Genomic DNA, 20193 nt, shown 5'->3' with positions numbered 1-20193 from the left:
CCATTCCCCCACCTTTTCGCGGGCGAATTCCCCTGCAATCCCCCCCCCAATTGACGCTTTACGACGATGCCGCGCCCTCGGCAGCCACAACGCTGCGCGCAATATCCGCCGCACCGATCAACCCAGCATCCGCACCTAGTTCAGCGACCCGCACATCCGCTACCGGACGATAGCCAGCGCCGGTGAGATTGCGGGCAAACTCGGCCTTGGCCTTGTCCAGGTATAGATCAGACGCCGAGGCAACACCGCCACCGATGACAATCAATTCCGGATCAAAGACATCGCCCACCATCGACAGGCCACGCCCCAGCCAGGTAGCAAAGTCATCAATCGCAGCTAGAGCCAATTCATCCCCCTGGCGAGCAGCCGAGACGACATCGGTACCAGTTACCGAGCCGGCCACGAGCCCGTCGGTAAGCCGCGAGAAGTAGCGACCGGATTCAGAGAGTTCCTGAGCGGTGGTAACCAACGCCGTACCCGAGCAGTAACGCTCCAAGCAACCACGCTTTCCGCAGGAGCAAGGACGACCATCCGGCACAACGGTGAGGTGGCCGAATTCCGGCGCCGTGCCGTACGCGCCACGGTAAATCTCACCACCCTGCATCATCGCGCCGCCGATTCCCGTACCCAGCGCAAACAGCACCCAATTATCCGCACCGCGAGCCGCACCAAAGCGATACTCACCCCAGGCGGCCGAGTTGGCATCGTGCTCAAGCTGCAGCGGACATGGGAGAAGCAAGGATAAACGCTTGACGACGTTCGCATCGCGCCACGGCAGATGCGGGGCAAAACGAACCGTCTGGCGGTCAGAATCCAAAAAACCAGCTACAGCTAAACCGATGGCGCTGACATCTGGAAAGCGTTCAACCAAGCGCTCGGATGTCTGGACAATGCCACGTTCAATGGCATCCACACTGCCGTCAGAACTAGTCTGAACTCGATACAGCACCTGCCCATCAGCGCTGACCACTGCAGCGCGCAGGTTTGTTCCACCAATATCAAAACCGATAGCCGGGCGATCAGCGGCGTCGGACTCGTCTGAGCTCGGATGAATCGGAATATCGGTGGACATAACAGTTGATTATAAAGGGATTGCGCAGGTTCGGAGAATTCGGCGAGCCCGAGCAGCCATGACCTCCCAGGTCCACGACTGCACAACATGCTCCCGACCACAGGCTCCCATCGCCGCCGCGCGCTCCGGATTATCCAAAATCTCAACCAGCCCGGTGGCGACGCTGCGCTTCGAGGCCCCGTCGACAACGATGCCAGTTTCGCCATCGATAACTGTCTCCGGGGCGCCACCAGACTTGCCAGCTATGACAGGGACACCGCAGGCCTGTGCTTCCAAGTAGACAATGCCGAGGCCTTCTACATCGAGGCCACGTCCGCGGGTTCGGGCGGGCATGGCGAAGACGCTGGCCGCATTGTAATAAGCGGGGAGGTCATCATAAGAGACCTTTCCGGCAAAAATAACCTGCTCGGAGACCCCGAGCTTTACTGCCAGCTTTTTCAATTCTCGGTTCAACGGACCAACACCCACGATCAGCAATCTGGCATCCGGGTGCTGCTCAAGAACCTTAGGCATGCTGCGAATCAGCATATCCTGCCCTTTTCGGCGCACTAGCCGAGAAATACAGACGATAAGCGGCTGGGATTCACCAATTCCGTGGTGCTGCCGGATCTTCTGTCCCGCCTCGGGGTCCGGGGAGAATCGCTCGATATCGACACCGGAAGGCAGGCGTTCAAATGCTGTTTGCGGACCAAAGGCTGCCGCAAATCGACCACGGGTGTAGCGGGAAATATAGGTCACAACATCGGAGCTCTTACCAATGCGCCTCAGCATCTGGCGGGCCAATGGCAGCATCGACCAGCCCACTTCATGTCCGTGAGTGGTAGCAACGATGCGGGTGGCACCTGCGCGACGACATGCGTCGGCAAGCAAACCAAGTGGCGCGGCGGCACCAAACCAGACGGTGTCAATGCGTTCGGTGCGAATAATCTGAGCGGCGCGACGAGCTACGTGCGGCAGTGGCAGCAGCACGGAATCACGCATGCGATAAACACGGTACGGTAGCGACTCGTCGTAGGCGCGGAGCTTTTCTTCGGGGGCTCGCGAGGACGCGAGGACTACGAGGTTCTCCGGGGCCAAACGAGCACAGAAATCACGCAGGTAGGACTCGATTCCACCATCGCGAGGCGGGAAATCATTCGTAATGAGCAGTACGCGCGCAGACATGGAGCCGAGTTTATCTACCTTGACTAAAAGGACGCGAGGTCACCTGCCGCTAGTTAGAAGCGGACAGCGCCTTGGTACGGGCCACCTTGGTCGATGGAAACGACCTGGACTGGAATACCGTAGTCGGAAGCATGGACAATCTGACCATTGCCGATGTACATGCCCACGTGCGTGATTCCCGGGTAGTAACCGATGATGTCGCCCGGCTGCAGCTGGTCGCGGCTCACCGGAGTACCACCGGCGAGCTGTGCCTGCGAGGTCCGCGGGATGGACTTACCAATCTGCTGGTACGCCCAGTACATCAGGCCGGAGCAGTCGAATGCGGAGGGACCAGCAGCTCCCCACGAGTACGGGGAACCCAGCTTCGACATCGCGGCATCAACTGCGGCGGAAGATCCGAGCAGTTTGTCCAACCCTTCGGTAATTGGGTTGTTCTTGGAAATCCAAATTTCCCGCTGTTCGGGGCTCAGCGATTCAACCATGGACTTGACATGCTCGGCGCGCTCATCAAATTCGGCGCTGCGCTTGTCCAAATCATCGCGGCGCTTGGCCAGGTCATCGAGCTGCTTGCGGATATCGTCCTGCAGACGCAGCGCATTGGCCTTACCATCCTCGGCATCCTTGCGGGCTTGCACCGCACGGCTGACAACTTCATCGTTGTCGCGGAACATCTTGTTGATGTAACCGGCACGGTCGATAGCGTCCTGAGCACTGGCAGATCCCAGGGCGGCCGACAATGGGTCGACGATTTCACCACGCATCCGCTTCTTCGCGAAGTAAGAAATCTCACCAGAGAGCGCCTTGAGGTCATCCTGTGCTCGGAGAACCTGATCCTCAGAGTGCTTCAGCTCCCCCTCGGCGTGCCGGAGTTCCTCTTCCTTGGCCTGAACCTGGGAATCCAGCTCGGTAACTTCCTCAGAAACCGCTTCGGTATCCCGAGAAATCTTCTCCAGCTCTGCAATAATGCCGTCTGCAGTAGCCAGATCCGGGGCTGGCTGTTCATCCTGTGCAGAGGCAATCGGCGCCAAACCTACGGCGCCAAAGGTTAGCCCAGTCACGACCGTAAGCCCGACTACACCGCGACGAGAGTTGTGGCGACGACGAGAGACACGGTGACGCGACAAATCCAAACCCTTTTCAAGTTGTGTATTCAAATTTCTTCCCCGAAAAACAAAACATCAAACCACTTGACGCATTCGAGCAAATTGTAGCAGCCTTGCCGCGGAACAACACACCGACAAACCGCCAGCGCAAAGGGGTATCCAAAGGGAGTAACCAGGATAGCCCTTCGACTCCACGCATTGCGTAACCGCAGTAGAAAAACAAAAAATGAGGCGAGCGCCCCTATAGTGCTTTACGACGCGCATAGCGTCAGCACCCGGGCGCTCGCCTCAGTGCCCCCTCGGTAAAAAGAGAGCCAAGGCTCTGCGGGGTATCAAGGCCCCGCAGGTTGTCATCCGTTCAAACAGATTAGAAGCGGACGAAGTTGTGAACCGGCATGTAGTTCATCGGAGCTTCCTTGACGACATCGCCGGACTGCGGAGCGTGAATCACGTTGCCGTTGCCGGAGAAGATGCCGACGTGGGTAGCGCCAGAGTAGAAGGAAACGATGTCACCCAGTGCCGGGCTGGAGACCGCGGTACCCTGGGAAGCCTGCGCCTGGGAGGTACGCGGGATCGACTTACCGACCTGCTGGTATGCCCAGGAGGTCAGACCGGAGCAGTCGAAAGAGTTCGGACCGGTAGCGCCCCACACATACGGGGAACCGATCTTGGAACGTGCAGCGGAGACGATAGCCGAACCAGTGGACGGTGCTGCAACGTTTGCAACGCTGCCGGAGGTAACCTCACCTGCGATGTCGTTGAACTTGCCAACAACATCCTGCATACCTGCAACCTGCGGGGTATCGAAGCCGTTCAGTGCGCCCTGGATGTCGTTCAGCGGGTTAGCGTTAGCGGTCGGAACTGCGAGAGCGGTAACGCCGGCGACAGTTGCGCCAAATGCGACTGCGTTGCGTGCAAAGTTAGAACGGCGGTGGTGCTTGCCCATTGTTTTGAAACTCCAAAATCTTCCTGTTTAGCCGACCGGGTTAGCTGACGGGTTCGGAAGAATGGAAGACTTCCTACCCTCCGGGATTTCCCTTTGGGATTCACCCCATGGTTCGAGGTGGGTCCCCGGCTCGAATCCCCTGAGGCTCTCACTACTTAGACCCTCAGGACCTTCGATAAGGCTCTGTGTTTTCTTATCAATGACCGGCACCAACTCAGTGGCCCCGTTTCAATGTCTCGATAAGGTTACGAAATGGCATCAAGTTTTGTCTAGCCGTTTGCCCAGAAAACCGCTCGAGGCCCGGTTGTTACCATCGATAGAACTAAACCGTTACCAAGCTGTTACAACTAGACACTCCCCCTATAGCGGAATAATAACAGTTTGATAAACGTGTCACTACCTGGCATTTTGAAGTCCGCCGAGAACTTTACACTTAATGCCTTAAAGTCGACACATTTTTATCGCGGGCTCAAAACGTGTTTTATGTCACACTCCAGCTTGCAACAGCTCAATTTGCTCAAGTTTCACAGTTTTAACACCACTAGGAGCGCTCAGCATAGGATTATTGACGTGGATTCAGGACAACAGCACTTCCCTCTCGAAGGCACCGTCGATGATTCTCTTTTCAACACCACCTTTGTCGTCGTAGACCTGGAAACGACCGGATTGAAGGCCAAAAACGACCACATCATTGAAATTGGGGCCATCAAAACCCGTGGCGGTAAGACAATTGGCACCTTTTCCAGCTTCATCGACCCCGGTATGGAGATCCCCGACCACATCACATCTCTGACCGGCATCACTACCGCCGATGTTGAAACCGCCCCACAGCTCGGCACAGTTATTACTCAGTTCCTCGAATTTGCCCGGGGAAGCGTCTGGGTTGCGCATAATGCCAAGTTCGATATTGGATTCCTCCGCCAGGCTTGCACAGATTTGGGCCTAGATTGGCCGAGCCCCAGTGTCGTAGACACCCTCACGTTGGCGCGTCGCGTCCTCGACCGCTCACAAGTTGGCAGTTTCAAGCTCTCACAGCTCGCACGGTACGTCGGTTCTCCGAATCGCCCCACCCACCGGGCGCTTGACGACGCAATCGCAACCGTCGACGTCCTTCACTACCTCGTGGAGAGACTAGCTGGCGATGAAGTACAAACAGCGTCCGAGCTAGTGCACTACTCGCCCACCGTCGCTCCAGAGGTTCGTGCTAAACGGCACCTTGCCGATGGAGCTCCGCACACCCCTGGTGTCTATGTTTTTCGGTCAAGAAATGACGACCCCTTATATATAGGTACAGCTCTCGATTTGCGACGTAGACTTCTGCAGTATTTCAACGGTACTGATTCTCGTCGCAAGATTACGGAAATGGTCTCTCTAGCCGAACGCGTCGAGATCATCGAGTGCCCGCACGGCTTCGCTGCAGAAATTCGCGAGGCTCGTCTGATCTCTGCACTCCGTCCGCCCTACAACCGACAACGCACCGAACCAACCCGCGGCTGGTACATCGTCCCCACTAGCCCCGGTCGGCCTGCCAAGATTAGCCGGGCAGTCACCGACGCCCGCAGCCTAGGTCCTTTCCGCACGCGCGACACCGCTACTGCCATCCGCGACAGGTTCTCCGCGCTTAACGACGACTTTGCGATAACAACCGCTCAGATCTCCACCACCGGCGCAGACGAGATCGCAGACATGATTGCAGAGATATCAGCACTTGCCGAAGCACACCGCTTCCAACGCGCGGCAGTGCAACGTGACCGCGCCGCGGAGTTCATTATCAGCTTGGACAAGCAGCAGCGTTTGAGCATGCTTGCCGCCATCCCATCTCTGCAAGCCGCTTTCCCCGATGGCAATGGCGGCTGGCATCTAGCGGAAATTCGCTACGGCAGGTTGGCCGGCGCCAGCACCGCACCACGTGGCGCGGATATGAACTACATCATCGACCTCATGGAGAGTTCGGCCCAAACAGTCACTCCAGATGACTCCTTATATAAAGGAGCATCAATTGATGAACTCAGTATTATCTGGAAATGGCTGCAGCGCCCGGAGGTACGAATAAAGCCCACCGGAGGCGAGTTTTCCTACCCTAGGCTGGGCGCAGGAAAATACCTTCAGTGGGCAATTGACGCGCAGCAAGCACGTCGTGAAGCGCGACGCGAACCTTAACCCTTCATCGCCGCGGTAAGGATGTCCAAGCACAGCCCCGACTGGAGCGTTTCCTTGACCTCTTCAATGGAGTCGGCCATAGCTTCCTTTAGTGGACGTCCACTCAGACCACGCGAAATGGCGATTGCGGCGGCGGAGTTAAGGATGACTGCATCGCGAATCGGGCCTTCGAGCTCGCCAGCCCAAATGCGACGTGCAACATCAGCGTTGTAAGCAGGGTCACCGCCACGCAGCGCGTCAATTTCGGAGTACTCCATGCCATAGTCATGTGGATCGATGACATCTTCGGCAACTCCACCGTTTTCCACAATAAAGACCTTGGTGGGGCCAGTAACGGTAATCTCGTCGAGGCCATCGCTTCCGCGAACCACCAGCGCGCGCTGACCACGGCGGGCGAAGGTGTCCGCCATCGTCTCCATCTGATCTTCGAAGGCACAGCCAATCAAGCTCGCCTGCGGGCGTGCTGGATTCGTCAGCGGCCCCAACAGGTTGAAGACTGTCGGAACCGCTAGCTCCTTACGCACCGGTCCAGCGAAGCGCATGGCCGGATGAAAGCGAGCGGCAAAGAGGAAGCGCACGTAGAAATCCGGATGTTCCGGAGAAGTAACGAGACCGTTCTCAATGTCGATGCCAAAGGCCTCCAGCATGTCAGCTCCGCCCGACTTCGAGGAAGCCGCGCGGTTACCGTGCTTGAGCACCGGCACACCGCTGGCCGCGATAACAATCATGGACATCGTGGAGATGTTGACGGTATTTGCGCCATCACCACCGGTGCCGACGATATCGACTGCTCCACGCTCAATAACACCGGCGAGCTGTGGATCATGAACTGGGCGGGCAAATGAAAGCATGCCTTCAGCCGCAGCATCGAGCTCGGCAGCCGTAATCCCCTTGGCGAGGAGACCGAAAGCAAACGTTGCGGTCTGCACGTCTCCGGAAGCACCAGACATGATCTGATCCATGGCGAATCGAATGCCCTCACCGGAAACTTCGCGGCCAGCGCCAATCGTGGAGAGAACATGGCGCCAGTTCTCGACCGCCCTCTTATCGCCGATCTCGCTCATCGCCACTCCCTTCCACTAGATAGTCAAGTCTGTACCCGTACAGTATTAATACAACTGCACCTAGGTACTACTGGTTATCCGGTCCACCAGGTGCACCACATCACAGGGCTTTTGAAAAATCCCACCGTGATGTACGTAATAAGACAAGATACCTCCCCCATATATCCAGCGCATCACCAGGTCCACCTTTTGCGTTCGCCGAAAATCTCACCCCCATTGGGGCAACTGGAAAAATACGATATTAAATAGAGCCGAACCTGCGATAAACTAACCGACAGCTGATGCCGCAGTATCGCAAACCCAGGTTCGCCGGAAGTGAACCTGGCAGTCCAGGGGGGATGGACACCGCGCACCTCGGCACAACAAAGCCCTCGAATTCACCCGCGTCGGATAAAGACACTGGAAAGTTCCCAACAGGGGGAAAAATTAGTGAAATTCTCAGAAACCTTTCCTCGCGACCTGGGATTTTAGGAATTTTTATACAAAAACGGGGGTTGCAACGTGACTACTCCTTAAGAACAGTACATACTGTTAGTTGTGACGAGCGCAGTTGAAAATCAAGGTATGACAGCACCACGTCGTGCTGCGACACTGAACCGACCGAATATGGTCAGTGTCGGCACGATTGTGTTCCTGTCTCAGGAATTAATGTTCTTCGCCGGTCTGTTCGCGATGTACTTCGTGTCACGCGCGAACGGCCAGGGCGATTCGTGGGATTGGGGTACCGGCCACCTCAATGTCCCGTACGCACTATTGATCACCGTGATCCTAGTGTCGTCTTCGTTCACTGCCCAGTGGGGCGTGTTCGCGGCCGAGCGTGGCGACGTTTTCGCACTCCGTAAGTGGTACGCACTGTCTACCGCCCTGGGTGCAATCTTCCTCGTCGGCCAGGCTTACGAGTACTTCACCCTGGTTAGCCACGGTCTGACCATTCAGAACTCCATTTACGGTTCGGTCTTCTTCATCACCACCGGATTTCACGCAGCCCACGTCCTCGCGGGTGTGCTGGCTTTCGTTGTGGTGCTTATCCGTACCTCCAAGGCGAAGTTCACCCCGGCACAGGCCACTGCTGCCATCGTGGTCTCGTACTACTGGCACTTCGTCGACGTCGTGTGGATTGGCCTGTTCATCACCATCTACTTCATCCAGTAGGCCGTATTGGCCGTCCTTTGTTTAGTACGGCCTACAGCCCATCCACTTTCCACGAACAGTCTTAAAGGGAAAAAGATGGAAAACACTACCTCCGAAACCAAGGACACCACATCCTTGGCTGCGGCCCCGAAGTCAAAGGGCCGCCGCAAGATGCGCCGTACTGCCTCCGGCATTATGGCTATGGCTCTCGCCCTCACCGGCGCGGGCTTCCTCGCTAATGCTCTGACCCCTGATGCACAGACGGCTACTGCTCAGCAGGATGAAGCCGCAATGATTCAGCAGGGCAAGGAGCTTTACGACGTTGCTTGTATTACTTGCCACGGCGCCAACCTTCAGGGCGTTAAGGACCGCGGCAAGTCGCTGATCGGCGTCGGCGAAGGCTCGGTTTACTTCCAGGTTCACTCCGGTCGTATGCCGATGCTCCGCAACGAGGCTCAGGCAGCACGTAAGACCCCGCGTTACTCCGAAGAGCAGACGCTGGCTATCGCAGCCTACGTCCAGGCTAATGGTGGCGGCGCCGGCATCGTCCGCGACGAGGACGGCTCCATCGCTATGGAGTCGCTACGCGGTAAGAACGCTGGCCCGAACGGTGAGCTTGACAAGGCTGACGTTGCTCGCGGTTCCGAGCTGTTCCGCCTGAACTGTGCATCCTGCCACAACTTCACCGGTCGTGGCGGCGCACTGTCCAGCGGTAAGTACGCACCGGTCCTGGATCCTGCAAATGAGCAGGAAATCTACCAGGCCATGCTGACCGGCCCGCAGAATATGCCGAAGTTCTCTGACCGCCAGCTGTCTGCTGACGAGAAGAAGGACATCATCGCCTACATCAAGAACGCCAAGGAAACTCCGACCCCGGGTGGTTGGGGCATTGGTGGCATCGGCCCAGTTGCTGAGGGCCTTGTCATGTGGATTGTAGGCATTGTCGCTCTCGTAGCGGCCGCTCTTTGGATTGGATCCCGCCGATGAGTAATAACGAAAACAAGAAGTACAGCTCCGAAGAGCTGTCGAAGATGAGCAATGCGGATCTCGCTCGTCTGGGTGCTGAACTCGATGACGTGACCATTGCTTACCGCAAGGAACGCTTCCCGATTGCCAACGACCCGGCTGAAAAGCGCGCGGCTCGTGGTGTCACCATCTGGCTGGCACTGTCGGTCATTCTTGGCCTGGCATTCATCGCCATCTACCTGTTCTACCCGTGGCACTACAAGGGGCACGGCGAAGAGGGTCTGTGGCTGTACACTATGTACACCCCGCTGCTGGGTATCACCATCGGTGGCTGCATCGTCACCCTGGGTATTGGTGCAGTTAAGTTCACCAAGCGCTTCATTCCGGAAGAGATTTCGGTTCAGCGCCGCCACGATGGTCCGTCCGAAGAGGTCGACCAGAAGACCATCGTTGCCCTGCTGAACGATTCTTGGCAGACCTCCACCCTGGGTCGTCGCTCCGCTATCAAGGGCCTCCTTGGTACCGGCGCCGTCCTGGCTGGTATCGGCATGATCCTTCCGCTTGGCGGCATGATTAAGAACCCGTGGAAGCCACGCCACGACGTTGACGTCACTGGTGACGGCACCCTGTGGACCACCGGCTGGACTCTCGTCGAGAAGGGCCACAAGGTTTACCTGGGTCGCGACACCGGCGCTATCGCTGAAGAGGGCGTACACGGCTACACCACTAAGGGCGTTTCCCGCCTGGTTCGCCTCCGCCCAGAGGACCTGTCCGCAGGTTCCATGGAGACCGTCTTCCCTCTTCCGGAGGAGGACGTCAACGACGGCGACAAGTACTCCAAGGATGCTGATGTCTACGAGGCACACATGCACTCGATTCACGGCTCCCGCAACTCGGTCATGCTGATCCGTCTGCGTTCCCAGGACGCTGAAAAGGCAATCCTGCGCAAGGGTCAGGAAGACTTCCACTACGGCGACTACTTCGCCTACTCGAAGATTTGTACACACATCGGTTGCCCGACTTCTCTGTACGAACAGCAGACGAACCGTATTCTCTGCCCATGCCACCAGTCGCAGTTCGATGCACTGCACTACGGCAAGCCGGTCTTCGGTCCAGCTGCTCGCGCTCTTCCAGAGCTGCCGATCAGCGTTGACGAAGAAGGCTACATGTACGCAGAGGGCAACTTTATTGAGCCCGTCGGTCCGGCATTCTGGGAGCGTCAGTCATGAGTAATCCAACGAAACTAGCAACCGCTGCTAAGAATATGGATGACCGCTACACCCTGTCTGGCGGCATGCGTAAGCAGCTCAATAAGGTATTCCCTACCCACTGGTCCTTCCTGCTGGGCGAGATTGCACTCTACTCCTTCGTAGTCCTGCTCTTCTCGGGTGTTTACCTGACTCTGTTCTTCGACCCGTCGATGTCGAAGGTCATTTACGACGGTGCCTACGCGCCGCTCAACGGTGTCGAGATGTCTCGCGCCTACGAGACCGCCCTGCAGATCTCCTTCGAGGTTCGCGGTGGCCTGTTCATTCGCCAGATTCACCACTGGGGTGCTCTGCTGTTCGCCGTGTCCATCATGGCGCACATGTTCCGCATCTTCTTCACCGGCGCATTCCGCAAGCCGCGTGAGGCTAACTGGGTCATCGGTTCCATCCTCCTGCTGCTGTCCGTGGCAGAGGGCTTCATGGGTTACTCCCTGCCGGACGACCTGCTTTCCGGTGTTGGTCTGCGTATTATGTCCGCAATCATCATCGGTCTGCCGATTATCGGCACCTGGCTGCACTGGATGATGTTCAACGGCGACTTCCCGGGTGACATGATTATCCCGCGCCTGTACATTGCACACGTGCTGATTCTCCCGGCCCTGCTGCTGGGTCTGATTGCCGCTCACCTGGCTCTGGTCTGGTACCAGAAGCACACCCAGTTCCCTGGCGCAGGTCGTACCGAGAACAACGTCGTCGGCGTTCGTATTCTCCCGATCTTCGCAGTCAAGTCCGTTTCCTTCGGTCTGATTACGTTCGGCTTCCTGGCGCTATTCGCTGGTATCTTCCAGATCAACGCAATTTGGAACCTTGGCCCGTACAACCCGGCGCAGGTTTCCGCTGGTTCCCAGCCGGATATCTACATGCTGTGGACTGACGGTGCTGCCCGTGTCATGCCGCCGTGGGAGCTCTACTTGGGCTCTTACACGATCCCGGCAGTCTTCTGGGTCGCCCTGCTCTGTGGTGTTCTGGTTGTCCTGCTCTTCGCTTACCCGTTCATCGAGGCGAAGATCACCGGCGACAACGCCCACCACAACCTGCTGCAGCGTCCGCGCGACGTGCCGGTTCGCTCCGGCCTGGGTGCCATGGCTCTGGTCTTCTACACCCTGCTGACTCTGTCCGGTGGTAACGACCTGATCGCATACCACTTCCAGATTTCGCTGAACGTGATGACCTGGGTTGGCCGTATCGGTCTGATCATCCTGCCTCCGATCGCTTACTTCGTCACTTACCGAATCTGCATCGGCCTGCAGCGCTCTGACCGCGCTGTCCTGGAGCACGGCATCGAGACGGGCATCATCAACCAGCTGCCTGATGGTTCCTTCATCGAGGTCCACCAGCCACTGGGTCCGGTCGACGAGCACGGCCACGCCGTTCCGCTCGAGTACCAGGGTGCTTACGTCCCGAAGACCATGAACGAACTGGGTGCCGCTGGTAGCCCGGGTCGCGGTAGCTTCTTCAGCCCGGACTCCCCGGAGATCGCCGAAGAGGCAGCTCGTATCGAGCACGAGAACCACGAGCAGCAGGCTCAGATGTTCCGTGACCTCGAAGCTCAGAACGCTGAAGAGCGTCGCCAGCTCGAGCAGTAAAACTCCGCGGTAGGTTTTCTACTGCGCTCAAATAAGACCACCCCGGTCCGCATCCACTTCGGATGTCGACCGGGGTGGTTTTTGTTACCCAGATTCTTCCGACCTCGCCTTGACCCAACATACGTCGGATACCAAATCTGCTGTTTACCAGTACTAAAATGGACATATGTCTACCAGTCCCTCCCCCACCACCGATCTTTCGAACAACGCCACACAGCTTGTCGCCAACGGTGTCAATTTCGACTACGAGGCCACGCCTGTTCTGCGCGATGTCTCGCTCACGCTTTCCGACGGCGATGTCCTCGGTCTGGTTGGAGACAACGGAGCCGGCAAGTCCACACTTCTTTGGCTACTATCTGGTCGTCGTCGGCCCACGAGCGGTACGGTGACTCATATTGGCACGCGTGTCCTCGGCTCTCAGGAGCTGGAAGCGCCTTTCGACTCCACGGTGCAAATGCTTATCGATGAGGCCCTCGGCCCCTCGAAACGTCGTTTAGCGGAGTTAGAAGAGGCAGCTGAGGCGATGGCCTTAGCAAAGACCCCAGATGAGTCTGAGGCGGCAGAGAAGGCGTATTCGAAGGCCTTCTCGGACGTCATGGCTCACGATGACTGGAACGCCGAGCATAATGCGGAGATTGTGCTCGACCATCTCGGCCTGACCGGTACTGCTCCGGACGGCGCTCCCCTGACAGAGCAACTAACCACGGAGATTTCCGGCGGGCAGCGGGCGCGGCTGGGGCTCGCGATTACGCTCATTCGAAAGCCAGAGATTTTGCTTCTCGACGAGCCCACCAACCATCTCGATGAACGCGGTCGCCAGCTCGTGATTGACACCATCCAGAACCACCCTGGAGTGGTTGTGGTGGCAACACATGACCGCGACTTCCTGGATGCCGTTTGTACTGTAATTGGAGACTTGGTGCCGGGGCGCCCTGGTATTGGGCTGTTCCGTGGTAATTACTCCGACTACGCGAAGCACCGTCGCCACCAGCGTGAGCTATGGGAGCACCAGTGGCGCTCGGAGGAGCATGAACGCAATCGGTTGGAAGACACCATCGAGAATGGCGCTCGTGAGGTCTCACCGGGTCGGGAAATGACGGACAATAACAAGATGGCTTATGACCGCCGTGGCGGTCGTGTAGAGCGGCAAATCGCCCGCCGCGTGCGTTCGGCTAAGCAACGGCTGGAGGAACTCATTGAGGAAGGTGTGGAGCGTCCACCGGCACTACTGGGCTTTGATGCCCCGTTGACCGCACCCTTACCGACCAAGCGCGCTGCTTCGGGCAGCGATGAAGATTTTCACATCAAGATGCGCGGTGTGATCGTCCCAGATCGAATTCGGGTTGGTTCACTGACTATTCGTCCCGGAGACAAGGTCGTGATCACCGGCCCTAATGGGGCCGGCAAATCTACTTTGTTTAAGACGATCATGGGGCAAGTTGAGACGCAGGCTGGCGAGGTGCGTATCGGCGAGAACTGTCGAGTAGCCATGCTGGCTCAGGAACAAGACTGGGAAAACCCAAAGAAGTCCGCCCGTGAGTTGTACGACCTTGCGCCCTATGCCCGCGTGCCTCTCGACGACTTTGGATTGCTTAGCCCTGAGGATGCCAATCGACCGGTAGGAAGCCTCTCCATCGGCCAGCAGCGCCGGGTGGCGTTAGCGTTGGTCGTAGCCAACCCGCCGGAGATCTTGCTGCTCGACGAGCCTACGAACCACCTGAGTGTGGATCTGATCGAGCAGGTCCAAGACGCGATCGCATCTGCAGAGGGCACAATTATTGTGATTACCCACGATCACCGCATGATCAACTCGCTCGAAGCGCGTCATCTGCAGGTGACTGACGGTGAGGTCATCGAACTACCTAAGGGGCAGAAACCCATCGAATTCGCCTGATGCGGAATCATATATTGACTACAGATCCTAACCGGCGAGGTAACACCAGTTAGGATCCCCAACTCGTCCAAACAAAAAAGTCTCTCCCACTAACACCGTTGTTAGTGGGAGAGACTTTTCGGTTATCTACGACTGTGGTTCAGTCTGATTGCACTCGGACTAGTGCTTCTCCGGCGGAGTGATGTACTGAGTGTTGAGTTTGGTGCTGGAGACGATCAGGATTACCGCGCCAAGGACAATCAGCCAGTAGGCCATGAATGCGATGCCGTAGCCCAGGAGCAGGATGCCCATGGTCATCACGAACGGCCAGATCGAGCTAGCGGAGAAGAAACCGAGGGTACCTGCACCGTCGGCAATCTCTGCCTCTTCGAAGTCAGCCGGGGTGATGTCGGAGCGGCGCTCAGTGAAGTGGAAGTATCCACCGAGCATCAGAGTCATCAGAGCTGCGAGGACCAGGCCGGTTGCGCCAGCCCACTCGAGGCGACCATGGCTTTCGTTGATGACGTTACCGGTGTCCTGAAGGTACTGAGTGCCGAAGATGTAGACGACAGCCATGACCCCCAGGAACACGGTAAGTCCGTAGAAGAGCTTTGCTGCAGACTTCATTTGAGAACTTCCTTTAGGTAAGAATCTTGCTGGGTTTACTTGGCGGTCGCGTTCAGGTCAATGGTGTTAGCACCACGGTCACCCATGTCGCGGGTGTCGACACGACCGGAGTTGAACGGCGAAGTGGAGACTGCGAATGCCGGCTCACCGATGTGCTTCAGAGCATCAGCGTTAGTAGCTTCTGGGTTCTCCTGGCGGAACTTGATGTACTCGGTGAATGCCTCGCGGGAGACAGCACGAATCTCGAAGTTCATCATTGCGTGGTAAGTACCACACATCTCAGCACAACGGCCGACGAATGCGTTCTTGACCTTGTCGCTCGGGTTGTCCTCCGGGCGGTTAGCCATCTTCTCCGAGTCGATCTTCTCAATCTGGAAGATACGGTTGGACTTGTTGGCCTCCGGGTGCGGGAACACGTCACGCTTGAAGAGGAACTCCGGAACCCAGAAGGAGTGAATCACGTCAGCGGACGCGAGGTCGAACTGGATTGCAGTGTCTTCCGGAACAACGAGGACCGGAACCTCTTCGGTGGTACCGAGGGTCTCAATCTCGTCATAGTGGAGGTAGTCGAGGCTCTCCTTGGAGCGACCGTGAACCGGGTACTCCTTCTGCTTTGCGCGATCCTCAGCGGACGGAACCTCGTGGCCGCCCTCGGTGAAGAACTGCTCATCAGCCGGCTTCTCAATACGACCGTTGTATTCCTCGCCGCCCATCAGGTCAGCGGAAATGTTGGCGTAACCGAACTTCCAGTTCCACTGGAAACCGGTGACGTCGACAGTGACCTCCGGATCCTTATCCAGGGCAGTCACCTTGTCCTGCGTCTGAACGGTGAAGAAGAACAGAGCCATCACGATCAGAATCGGCAGAATAGTCAGAGACAACTCAACCGGAACGTTGTATGCAGTCTGGCGCGGGAACTCGCCCTTGCCCTTCTTCTCAGCCTTCTTGGCTGTGAAGTTTGCCATCGAGTAAAAGGTGAAACCCCAAACAATGATGCCGATAATCCAAGCTGCAACCCAGGTCCAAACCCAGAAGTTACCCATGGACTGCGCTTCCGGGGTAACACCTTCCGGCCAACCAAAGCGGAGCAGCTTGAAGAAGCCGTTCTCCGGAGGATTAACATCACAGCCGGCAAGCAAGGCTGCGCTACCGGCGGCAACGCCGAGGACGCCGAGCTTACGGGCGACTCCGAACTTTCTACGCTGATTCACGTGTGTCTGCCTTCCTGATCCACACAATTTTCGATAACCGATTAAGGTTTCGTCCTACCCAAGCAGAGTAGTCGATTCTTAAGCTTTCTCCACAATAAATATGGCTGTGGGGTGCCTTTGAGTATATCTGCCCTAATAAAATACTGAGAAAGACCCGCCTATCGGGGGTGGCATTCTCACCAGTTACACCCTGTTGCCGCTCCCAAGTCTATGAATTTTTTAGTGTTTGCGCCACGAGCTGACGCCCACACCGTTCCGCATAACCCCGCGCCGAGGCCAGACACGGCGAGCTAAGACATTCTCCCTTTTCCCCAAAAGGCATTAAAGTAGGTGCAGCATTTCTATGTGGCGCCAATCTGGGGTTCAACCCAACTACTCAGCCACGCGGCGGTTCTTCATGGCCACCGGTTCAGACGACAGTCAGTCGCGCTGAGCCTCTAGCTACGAAGCCGTCAAAATCCACTAAGTGACACTAACTGAAAGGTGCGCGCACGAAGCATGTGTGGTCTTCTCGGAATCCTGACTGCAAATTCTGACGCAGCGGAGCTCGTTCCCGTTGTCGAAAGGGCTCTGCCCTGCATGCGGCACCGCGGTCCTGACGATGCAGGCACGTGGCACGATGAGGACGCAGTTTTCGGCTTCAACCGCCTATCCATTATTGATATTGCTCACAGCCACCAGCCGCTGCAGTGGGGACCAGAAAATCAGCCGAATCGGTACTCCATGACCTTCAACGGCGAAATCTACAATTTCGTCGAACTTCGCGAGCAGCTGGAGAAGGAAGGTTACGCCTTTAATACCTCCGGCGATGGCGAACCTATCGTCGTTGGGTTCCACCACTGGGGAGCCGACGTCGTAAAGCACTTGCGCGGCATGTTCGGCATTGCTATTTGGGACAGCGTCGAGCGCAAGCTTTTCCTGGCGCGCGATCCGTTCGGCATTAAGCCTCTCTACTACGCCACCACCGAGCGCGGCACGATTTTCGGTTCTGAGAAGAAGTCCCTGCTGGAGGCCGCGCCGGAGATGGGCATCGATGCGAAAAAGCTGAATAAGCGTGCACTGGAGCACTACGTCGACCTGCAGTACGTGCCGGAACCGGAGTCTCTGCACACTGACATCGTCCGCCTGGAGTCGGGCTGCACTGCCATCGTTACGCCTGGTGGCGAAGTTAAGCAGACCCGCTACTTCAAGCCTAGTTTCCCGATTCAGCCAGTCACTAAGGGCGCTGAGCAGGACGTTTTTGACCGCATTGCCCGTGCGCTGGAGGACAGCGTCGAGAAGCATATGCGTGCCGACGTCACGGTGGGCTCGTTCCTGTCGGGCGGTATCGACTCCACTGCGATTGCAACTTTGGCTAAGCGCCACAACCCGAACCTGCTGACGTTTACCACTGGCTTCGAGCGCGAGGGCTTCTCAGAGGTCGATGTGGCTGCCGAGTCCGCCGCCGCCATTGGCGTCGAGCACATTGTGAAGGTCGTCTCGCCGGAGGAGTTCGCCGGGGCGATTCCGAAGATTATGTGGTACCTCGATGACCCGGTAGCTGACCCTGCACTGGTGCCGCTGTACTTCGTGGCCGCAGAGGCTCGTAAGCACGTTAAGGTCGTACTGTCCGGTGAGGGCGCAGACGAGCTCTTTGGTGGTTACACCATTTATAAGGAGCCGCTGTCGCTGAAGCCGTTCGACAAGGTTCCATCTCCCCTGCTGCGCGGTCTGGCTAAGGTCGGCGAAGCTCTGCCAGAGGGCATGCGCGGCAAGTCGCTCCTGCAGCGAGGCACTACTCCGCTGGAACAGCGCTACTACGGCAATGCTCGTTCCTTTAACTTTGAGCAGCTGCAGGAAGTGCTGCCGTGGGCCAAGAAGGAATGGGACCACAGCGATGTCACTGCGCCGATTTACGCGCAGTCTGAAGGCTGGGACCCGGTGACTCGGATGCAGCACTTGGATCTGTTCACCTGGTTGCGTGGCGACATTCTGGTCAAGGCGGACAAGATCACCATGGCTAACTCCCTGGAGCTGCGCGTGCCGTTCCTCGACCGTGTGGTCTTCGACGTTGCACAGACGCTGCCGGTGGACATGCGTGTTTCTCACGGCACCACCAAGTACGCACTGCGTCGCGCCATGGAGCAGATTGTTCCGGAGCACGTGCTCAACCGCCGCAAACTGGGCTTCCCGGTGCCGATTCGCCACTGGCTGGCAGGCGACGAGTTGCACGGCTGGGCCGAGGACATCATCCGCGAGTCCCAGACCGAAGAGTTCATTAATAAGGACGCCGTGCTCAAGATGCTCGCCGAGCACCACCCAACCGAGCGCGACCACTCCCGCCGCCTCTGGACCATCCTGGCCTTCATGGTCTGGCACGGCATCTTCATCGAAGACCGCATTACTCCGGACATCGAGCAGCGCGACTACCCCGTCGAGCTCTAGCTCGCTTTACGACGGTCCCCGCGATTCAGCCCCATCCTGCCCCGGCAGGCTGTCACCATCGCTGGGGCAACCAATAGAAAAGGCTCGGACCTCACTCAGTTAACAAGAGTGAGGTCCGAGCCTTTTTACTATCCGACGCTTTTCACAGCGTCTGCTGACAGCTCTGCTCAGCTAATGACTTAGTTGAAGGAGTCACCGCAAGCGCAGGAGCCAGTGGCATTCGGGTTATCGATTGTGAAGCCCTGCTGTTCAATGGTGTCAGCAAAGTCGATGGTGGCACCGGACAGGTACGGAACCGACTGGCGATCAACGACCAGCTTGACGCCACCGAAAACTTCGGCGACATCGCCGTCGAGGCTGCGGTCATCGAAGTAGAGCTGGTAGCGCAGGCCGGCACAGCCGCCCGGAGCCACGGAAATACGCAGTGCCAGGTCGGTGGCACCTTCTTGGTCCAGAAGTGCCTTTGCCTTGGCAGCCGCAGCTTCGGTCAGGGTAACGCCAGTGCTCTGAGCAGTAGTCATAGCGCGTGTCCTCCTTGTTGAAGTGTTTAAGTATGCGAGTCGACCCCAAGGTCGGCTACGTCATTATTTATCACAACCTTACCGGCCAGTCTTTAATTCCCAATTCTGGGTTCTCTTTTTCTTTCTCTTTATCGAAAGTCTTTTTGCCGCCACATCGCAACCACACCACGGCTTCCCACGCCACAAGCGCACTCTTCCCGCCTGCCCCGCGGCGGTCATCCCCAAAACCTCGCCCTTGCCCCGCCCCTGACCCTCAACCTGCAACCTAATTAGGGAAGCACCTTGGAGACCTTATAATCTGGGGTCGTGAATCTACCGTGGAAAAAGAATGACAAAAAGTCCAAGGCAGCTGACGCAGCTAACGCTGACGCAACCAACGCCGGAGACGTAGCCACCGACGCGACCGCATCCAGCGGGGCCAAGGGCACCGCTTCGGAGTCTCAGCAGCCCGAGAAGAAGCACAGCGGTGCTTTTACTCCCAAGAAGGGGCGCCCCACTCCGAAGCGCAACGAGGTTGAGCGCGAACGCGGCATCCGCCGTGGCCCGGTCGAGGCGCCGCTGACCGCTAAGGAAGCTCGCCAGCGCCGCAAGGAGCTCAAGGCTTCCATGTCCAAGGAAGAGCTCAAGGCCGCCAAGGCACGCGAGCGAGCAGAGCGACGTGAGCAGCGTCGCATTGCCGACGAGCGCATGGCCGCCGGCGATCCGCGCTACATGCTGCCACGCGACCAGGGCGCTGAGCGCAAGTTTGTCCGCGACTGGGTTGATTCCCGTCGCTTCCTCGCTAACGTGTTCCTCCCGTTCGCGCTGATTCTGCTGCTGATTATGATGATTGGCACTTCCCTGCCGAAGCTGGCCAACATCGCATCTCTCATCGCTATGGTTCTCATCATTGCCCTGATCATCGAGGGCATCTACATCGGCCGCCGTGCCATCAAGCTGACGCGCGAGCGCTTCCCGAAGACCACCGAAGGGGCCTGGGGACTGGGCTTCTACGCTTACTCCCGCGCTTCTCAGCCGCGTCGTCTGCGTACTCCGCGTCCGCAGGTCAACATCGGCGACGAGATCAAGTAGCCTCAT

The 20193-nt window shown here is 57.6% G+C and carries 16 protein-coding genes and 1 riboswitch; of the genes, 8 read left to right on the top strand and 8 right to left on the bottom strand.

What is annotated here, in order from left to right; translation table 11 throughout:
• Nucleotides 1-58: 58 nt before the first annotated feature.
• The 4 genes from QP978_RS03925 to QP978_RS03910 all read right to left on the bottom strand — a co-directional run bounded on the left by QP978_RS03925 (nt 59) and on the right by QP978_RS03910 (nt 4285).
• Entirely contained in the window at nt 59-1072 is a 1014-nt protein-coding gene (locus QP978_RS03925) for an ROK family glucokinase (protein WP_070595622.1), read from the bottom strand.
• A gap of 9 nt (nt 1073-1081) precedes the next feature.
• Nucleotides 1082-2236, bottom strand: coding sequence for a glycosyltransferase family 4 protein (locus QP978_RS03920; RefSeq protein WP_070767286.1), 1155 nt, complete (start codon nt 2234-2236; stop codon nt 1082-1084).
• A gap of 53 nt (nt 2237-2289) precedes the next feature.
• Nucleotides 2290-3360 (bottom strand): NlpC/P60 family protein, encoded by a 1071-nt coding sequence (locus tag QP978_RS03915; protein ID WP_350309296.1) that lies wholly within the window; start codon nt 3358-3360, stop codon nt 2290-2292.
• Between the two features lie 346 nt (nt 3361-3706).
• Nucleotides 3707-4285 carry a C40 family peptidase gene (locus QP978_RS03910; protein WP_048731217.1) on the bottom strand — a complete coding sequence of 193 codons (579 nt, stop codon included), beginning with the start codon at nt 4283-4285 and terminating at the stop codon, nt 3707-3709.
• A 14-nt stretch (nt 4286-4299) separates the two neighbouring features.
• Nucleotides 4300-4442: riboswitch (cyclic di-AMP (ydaO/yuaA leader) on the bottom strand.
• A 413-nt stretch (nt 4443-4855) separates the two neighbouring features.
• On the opposite strand from QP978_RS03910, the gene QP978_RS03905 reads away from it, so the two are divergent.
• Complete coding sequence (locus tag QP978_RS03905; RefSeq protein WP_284856860.1) at nt 4856-6445, top strand: DEDD exonuclease domain-containing protein; 1590 nt, start codon at nt 4856-4858, stop codon at nt 6443-6445.
• On the opposite strand, the gene trpD is transcribed toward QP978_RS03905, so the two are convergent.
• Nucleotides 6442-7509 (bottom strand): anthranilate phosphoribosyltransferase, encoded by a 1068-nt coding sequence (gene trpD, locus QP978_RS03900; protein ID WP_049192934.1) that lies wholly within the window; start codon nt 7507-7509, stop codon nt 6442-6444. The two genes, QP978_RS03905 and trpD, sit on opposite strands and share 4 nt — an antisense overlap.
• Nucleotides 7510-8046: 537 nt before the next feature.
• Between trpD and ctaE the strand changes: the two genes are divergently transcribed.
• The 5 genes from ctaE to QP978_RS03875 all read left to right on the top strand — a co-directional run bounded on the left by ctaE (nt 8047) and on the right by QP978_RS03875 (nt 14354).
• The gene (gene ctaE, locus QP978_RS03895) at nt 8047-8661 is read left to right on the top strand and encodes an aa3-type cytochrome oxidase subunit III (protein ID WP_088611596.1); all 615 of its coding nucleotides are present in this window, start codon (nt 8047-8049) and stop codon (nt 8659-8661) included.
• Between the two features lie 75 nt (nt 8662-8736).
• A complete protein-coding gene (gene qcrC, locus QP978_RS03890; protein WP_016423027.1) occupies nt 8737-9627 on the top strand; it encodes a cytochrome bc1 complex diheme cytochrome c subunit in 891 nt (296 codons plus the stop codon).
• On the top strand, nt 9624-10835 hold the full coding sequence (gene qcrA, locus QP978_RS03885) for a cytochrome bc1 complex Rieske iron-sulfur subunit (protein ID WP_049170241.1): 1212 nt from the start codon (nt 9624-9626) through the stop codon (nt 10833-10835). The genes qcrC and qcrA overlap by 4 nt, the downstream gene beginning before the upstream one ends.
• Nucleotides 10832-12460 (top strand): cytochrome bc1 complex cytochrome b subunit, encoded by a 1629-nt coding sequence (gene qcrB / locus QP978_RS03880; protein ID WP_016423029.1) that lies wholly within the window; start codon nt 10832-10834, stop codon nt 12458-12460. The genes qcrA and qcrB overlap by 4 nt, the downstream gene beginning before the upstream one ends.
• 166 nt (nt 12461-12626) lie before the next feature.
• Nucleotides 12627-14354, top strand: coding sequence for an ABC-F family ATP-binding cassette domain-containing protein (locus QP978_RS03875; RefSeq protein WP_070827218.1), 1728 nt, complete (start codon nt 12627-12629; stop codon nt 14352-14354).
• A 159-nt stretch (nt 14355-14513) separates the two neighbouring features.
• On the opposite strand, the gene ctaF is transcribed toward QP978_RS03875, so the two are convergent.
• Together ctaF and ctaC are read right to left on the bottom strand one after the other, a co-directional pair.
• Entirely contained in the window at nt 14514-14960 is a 447-nt protein-coding gene (gene ctaF, locus QP978_RS03870) for an aa3-type cytochrome oxidase subunit IV (RefSeq protein ID WP_070652755.1), read from the bottom strand.
• A 35-nt stretch (nt 14961-14995) separates the two neighbouring features.
• Nucleotides 14996-16171, bottom strand: a complete 1176-nt coding sequence (gene ctaC / locus QP978_RS03865; RefSeq protein WP_049170235.1) for an aa3-type cytochrome oxidase subunit II — start codon at nt 16169-16171, stop codon at nt 14996-14998.
• A gap of 498 nt (nt 16172-16669) precedes the next feature.
• Between ctaC and asnB the strand changes: the two genes are divergently transcribed.
• A complete protein-coding gene (gene asnB, locus QP978_RS03860; RefSeq protein WP_070827786.1) occupies nt 16670-18595 on the top strand; it encodes an asparagine synthase (glutamine-hydrolyzing) in 1926 nt (641 codons plus the stop codon).
• A 179-nt stretch (nt 18596-18774) separates the two neighbouring features.
• Here asnB and QP978_RS03855 read toward each other — a convergent pair whose 3' ends face one another.
• On the bottom strand, nt 18775-19116 hold the full coding sequence (locus QP978_RS03855; RefSeq protein WP_005512007.1) for a HesB/IscA family protein: 342 nt from the start codon (nt 19114-19116) through the stop codon (nt 18775-18777).
• Between the two features lie 306 nt (nt 19117-19422).
• Between QP978_RS03855 and QP978_RS03850 the strand changes: the two genes are divergently transcribed.
• Nucleotides 19423-20187, top strand: coding sequence for a DUF3043 domain-containing protein (locus tag QP978_RS03850; protein WP_070605656.1), 765 nt, complete (start codon nt 19423-19425; stop codon nt 20185-20187).
• The last annotated feature ends 6 nt before the right edge of the window (nt 20188-20193 follow it).

Source organism: Corynebacterium sp. MSK035 (genome assembly GCF_030232615.1).
GTDB lineage: Bacteria > Actinomycetota > Actinomycetes > Mycobacteriales > Mycobacteriaceae > Corynebacterium > Corynebacterium jeikeium_D.
This window is presented reverse-complemented; position numbering and strand designations above follow the sequence as displayed.

What these genes read in the sequence shown, in the direction of transcription:
- QP978_RS03925 (WP_070595622.1), bottom strand. Translation starts at nt 1,072, where the DNA reads ATGTCCACCGATATTCCGATTCATCCGAGCTCAGACGAGTCCGACGCC.
- QP978_RS03920 (WP_070767286.1), bottom strand. Translation starts at nt 2,236, where the DNA reads ATGTCTGCGCGCGTACTGCTCATTACGAATGATTTCCCGCCTCGCGAT.
- qcrC (WP_016423027.1), top strand. Translation starts at nt 8,737, where the DNA reads ATGGAAAACACTACCTCCGAAACCAAGGACACCACATCCTTGGCTGCG.
- trpD (WP_049192934.1), bottom strand. Translation starts at nt 7,509, where the DNA reads ATGAGCGAGATCGGCGATAAGAGGGCGGTCGAGAACTGGCGCCATGTT.
- QP978_RS03875 (WP_070827218.1), top strand. Translation starts at nt 12,627, where the DNA reads ATGTCTACCAGTCCCTCCCCCACCACCGATCTTTCGAACAACGCCACA.
- asnB (WP_070827786.1), top strand. Translation starts at nt 16,670, where the DNA reads ATGTGTGGTCTTCTCGGAATCCTGACTGCAAATTCTGACGCAGCGGAG.
- QP978_RS03910 (WP_048731217.1), bottom strand. Translation starts at nt 4,285, where the DNA reads ATGGGCAAGCACCACCGCCGTTCTAACTTTGCACGCAACGCAGTCGCA.
- ctaF (WP_070652755.1), bottom strand. Translation starts at nt 14,960, where the DNA reads ATGAAGTCTGCAGCAAAGCTCTTCTACGGACTTACCGTGTTCCTGGGG.
- qcrB (WP_016423029.1), top strand. Translation starts at nt 10,832, where the DNA reads ATGAGTAATCCAACGAAACTAGCAACCGCTGCTAAGAATATGGATGAC.
- qcrA (WP_049170241.1), top strand. Translation starts at nt 9,624, where the DNA reads ATGAGTAATAACGAAAACAAGAAGTACAGCTCCGAAGAGCTGTCGAAG.
- QP978_RS03855 (WP_005512007.1), bottom strand. Translation starts at nt 19,116, where the DNA reads ATGACTACTGCTCAGAGCACTGGCGTTACCCTGACCGAAGCTGCGGCT.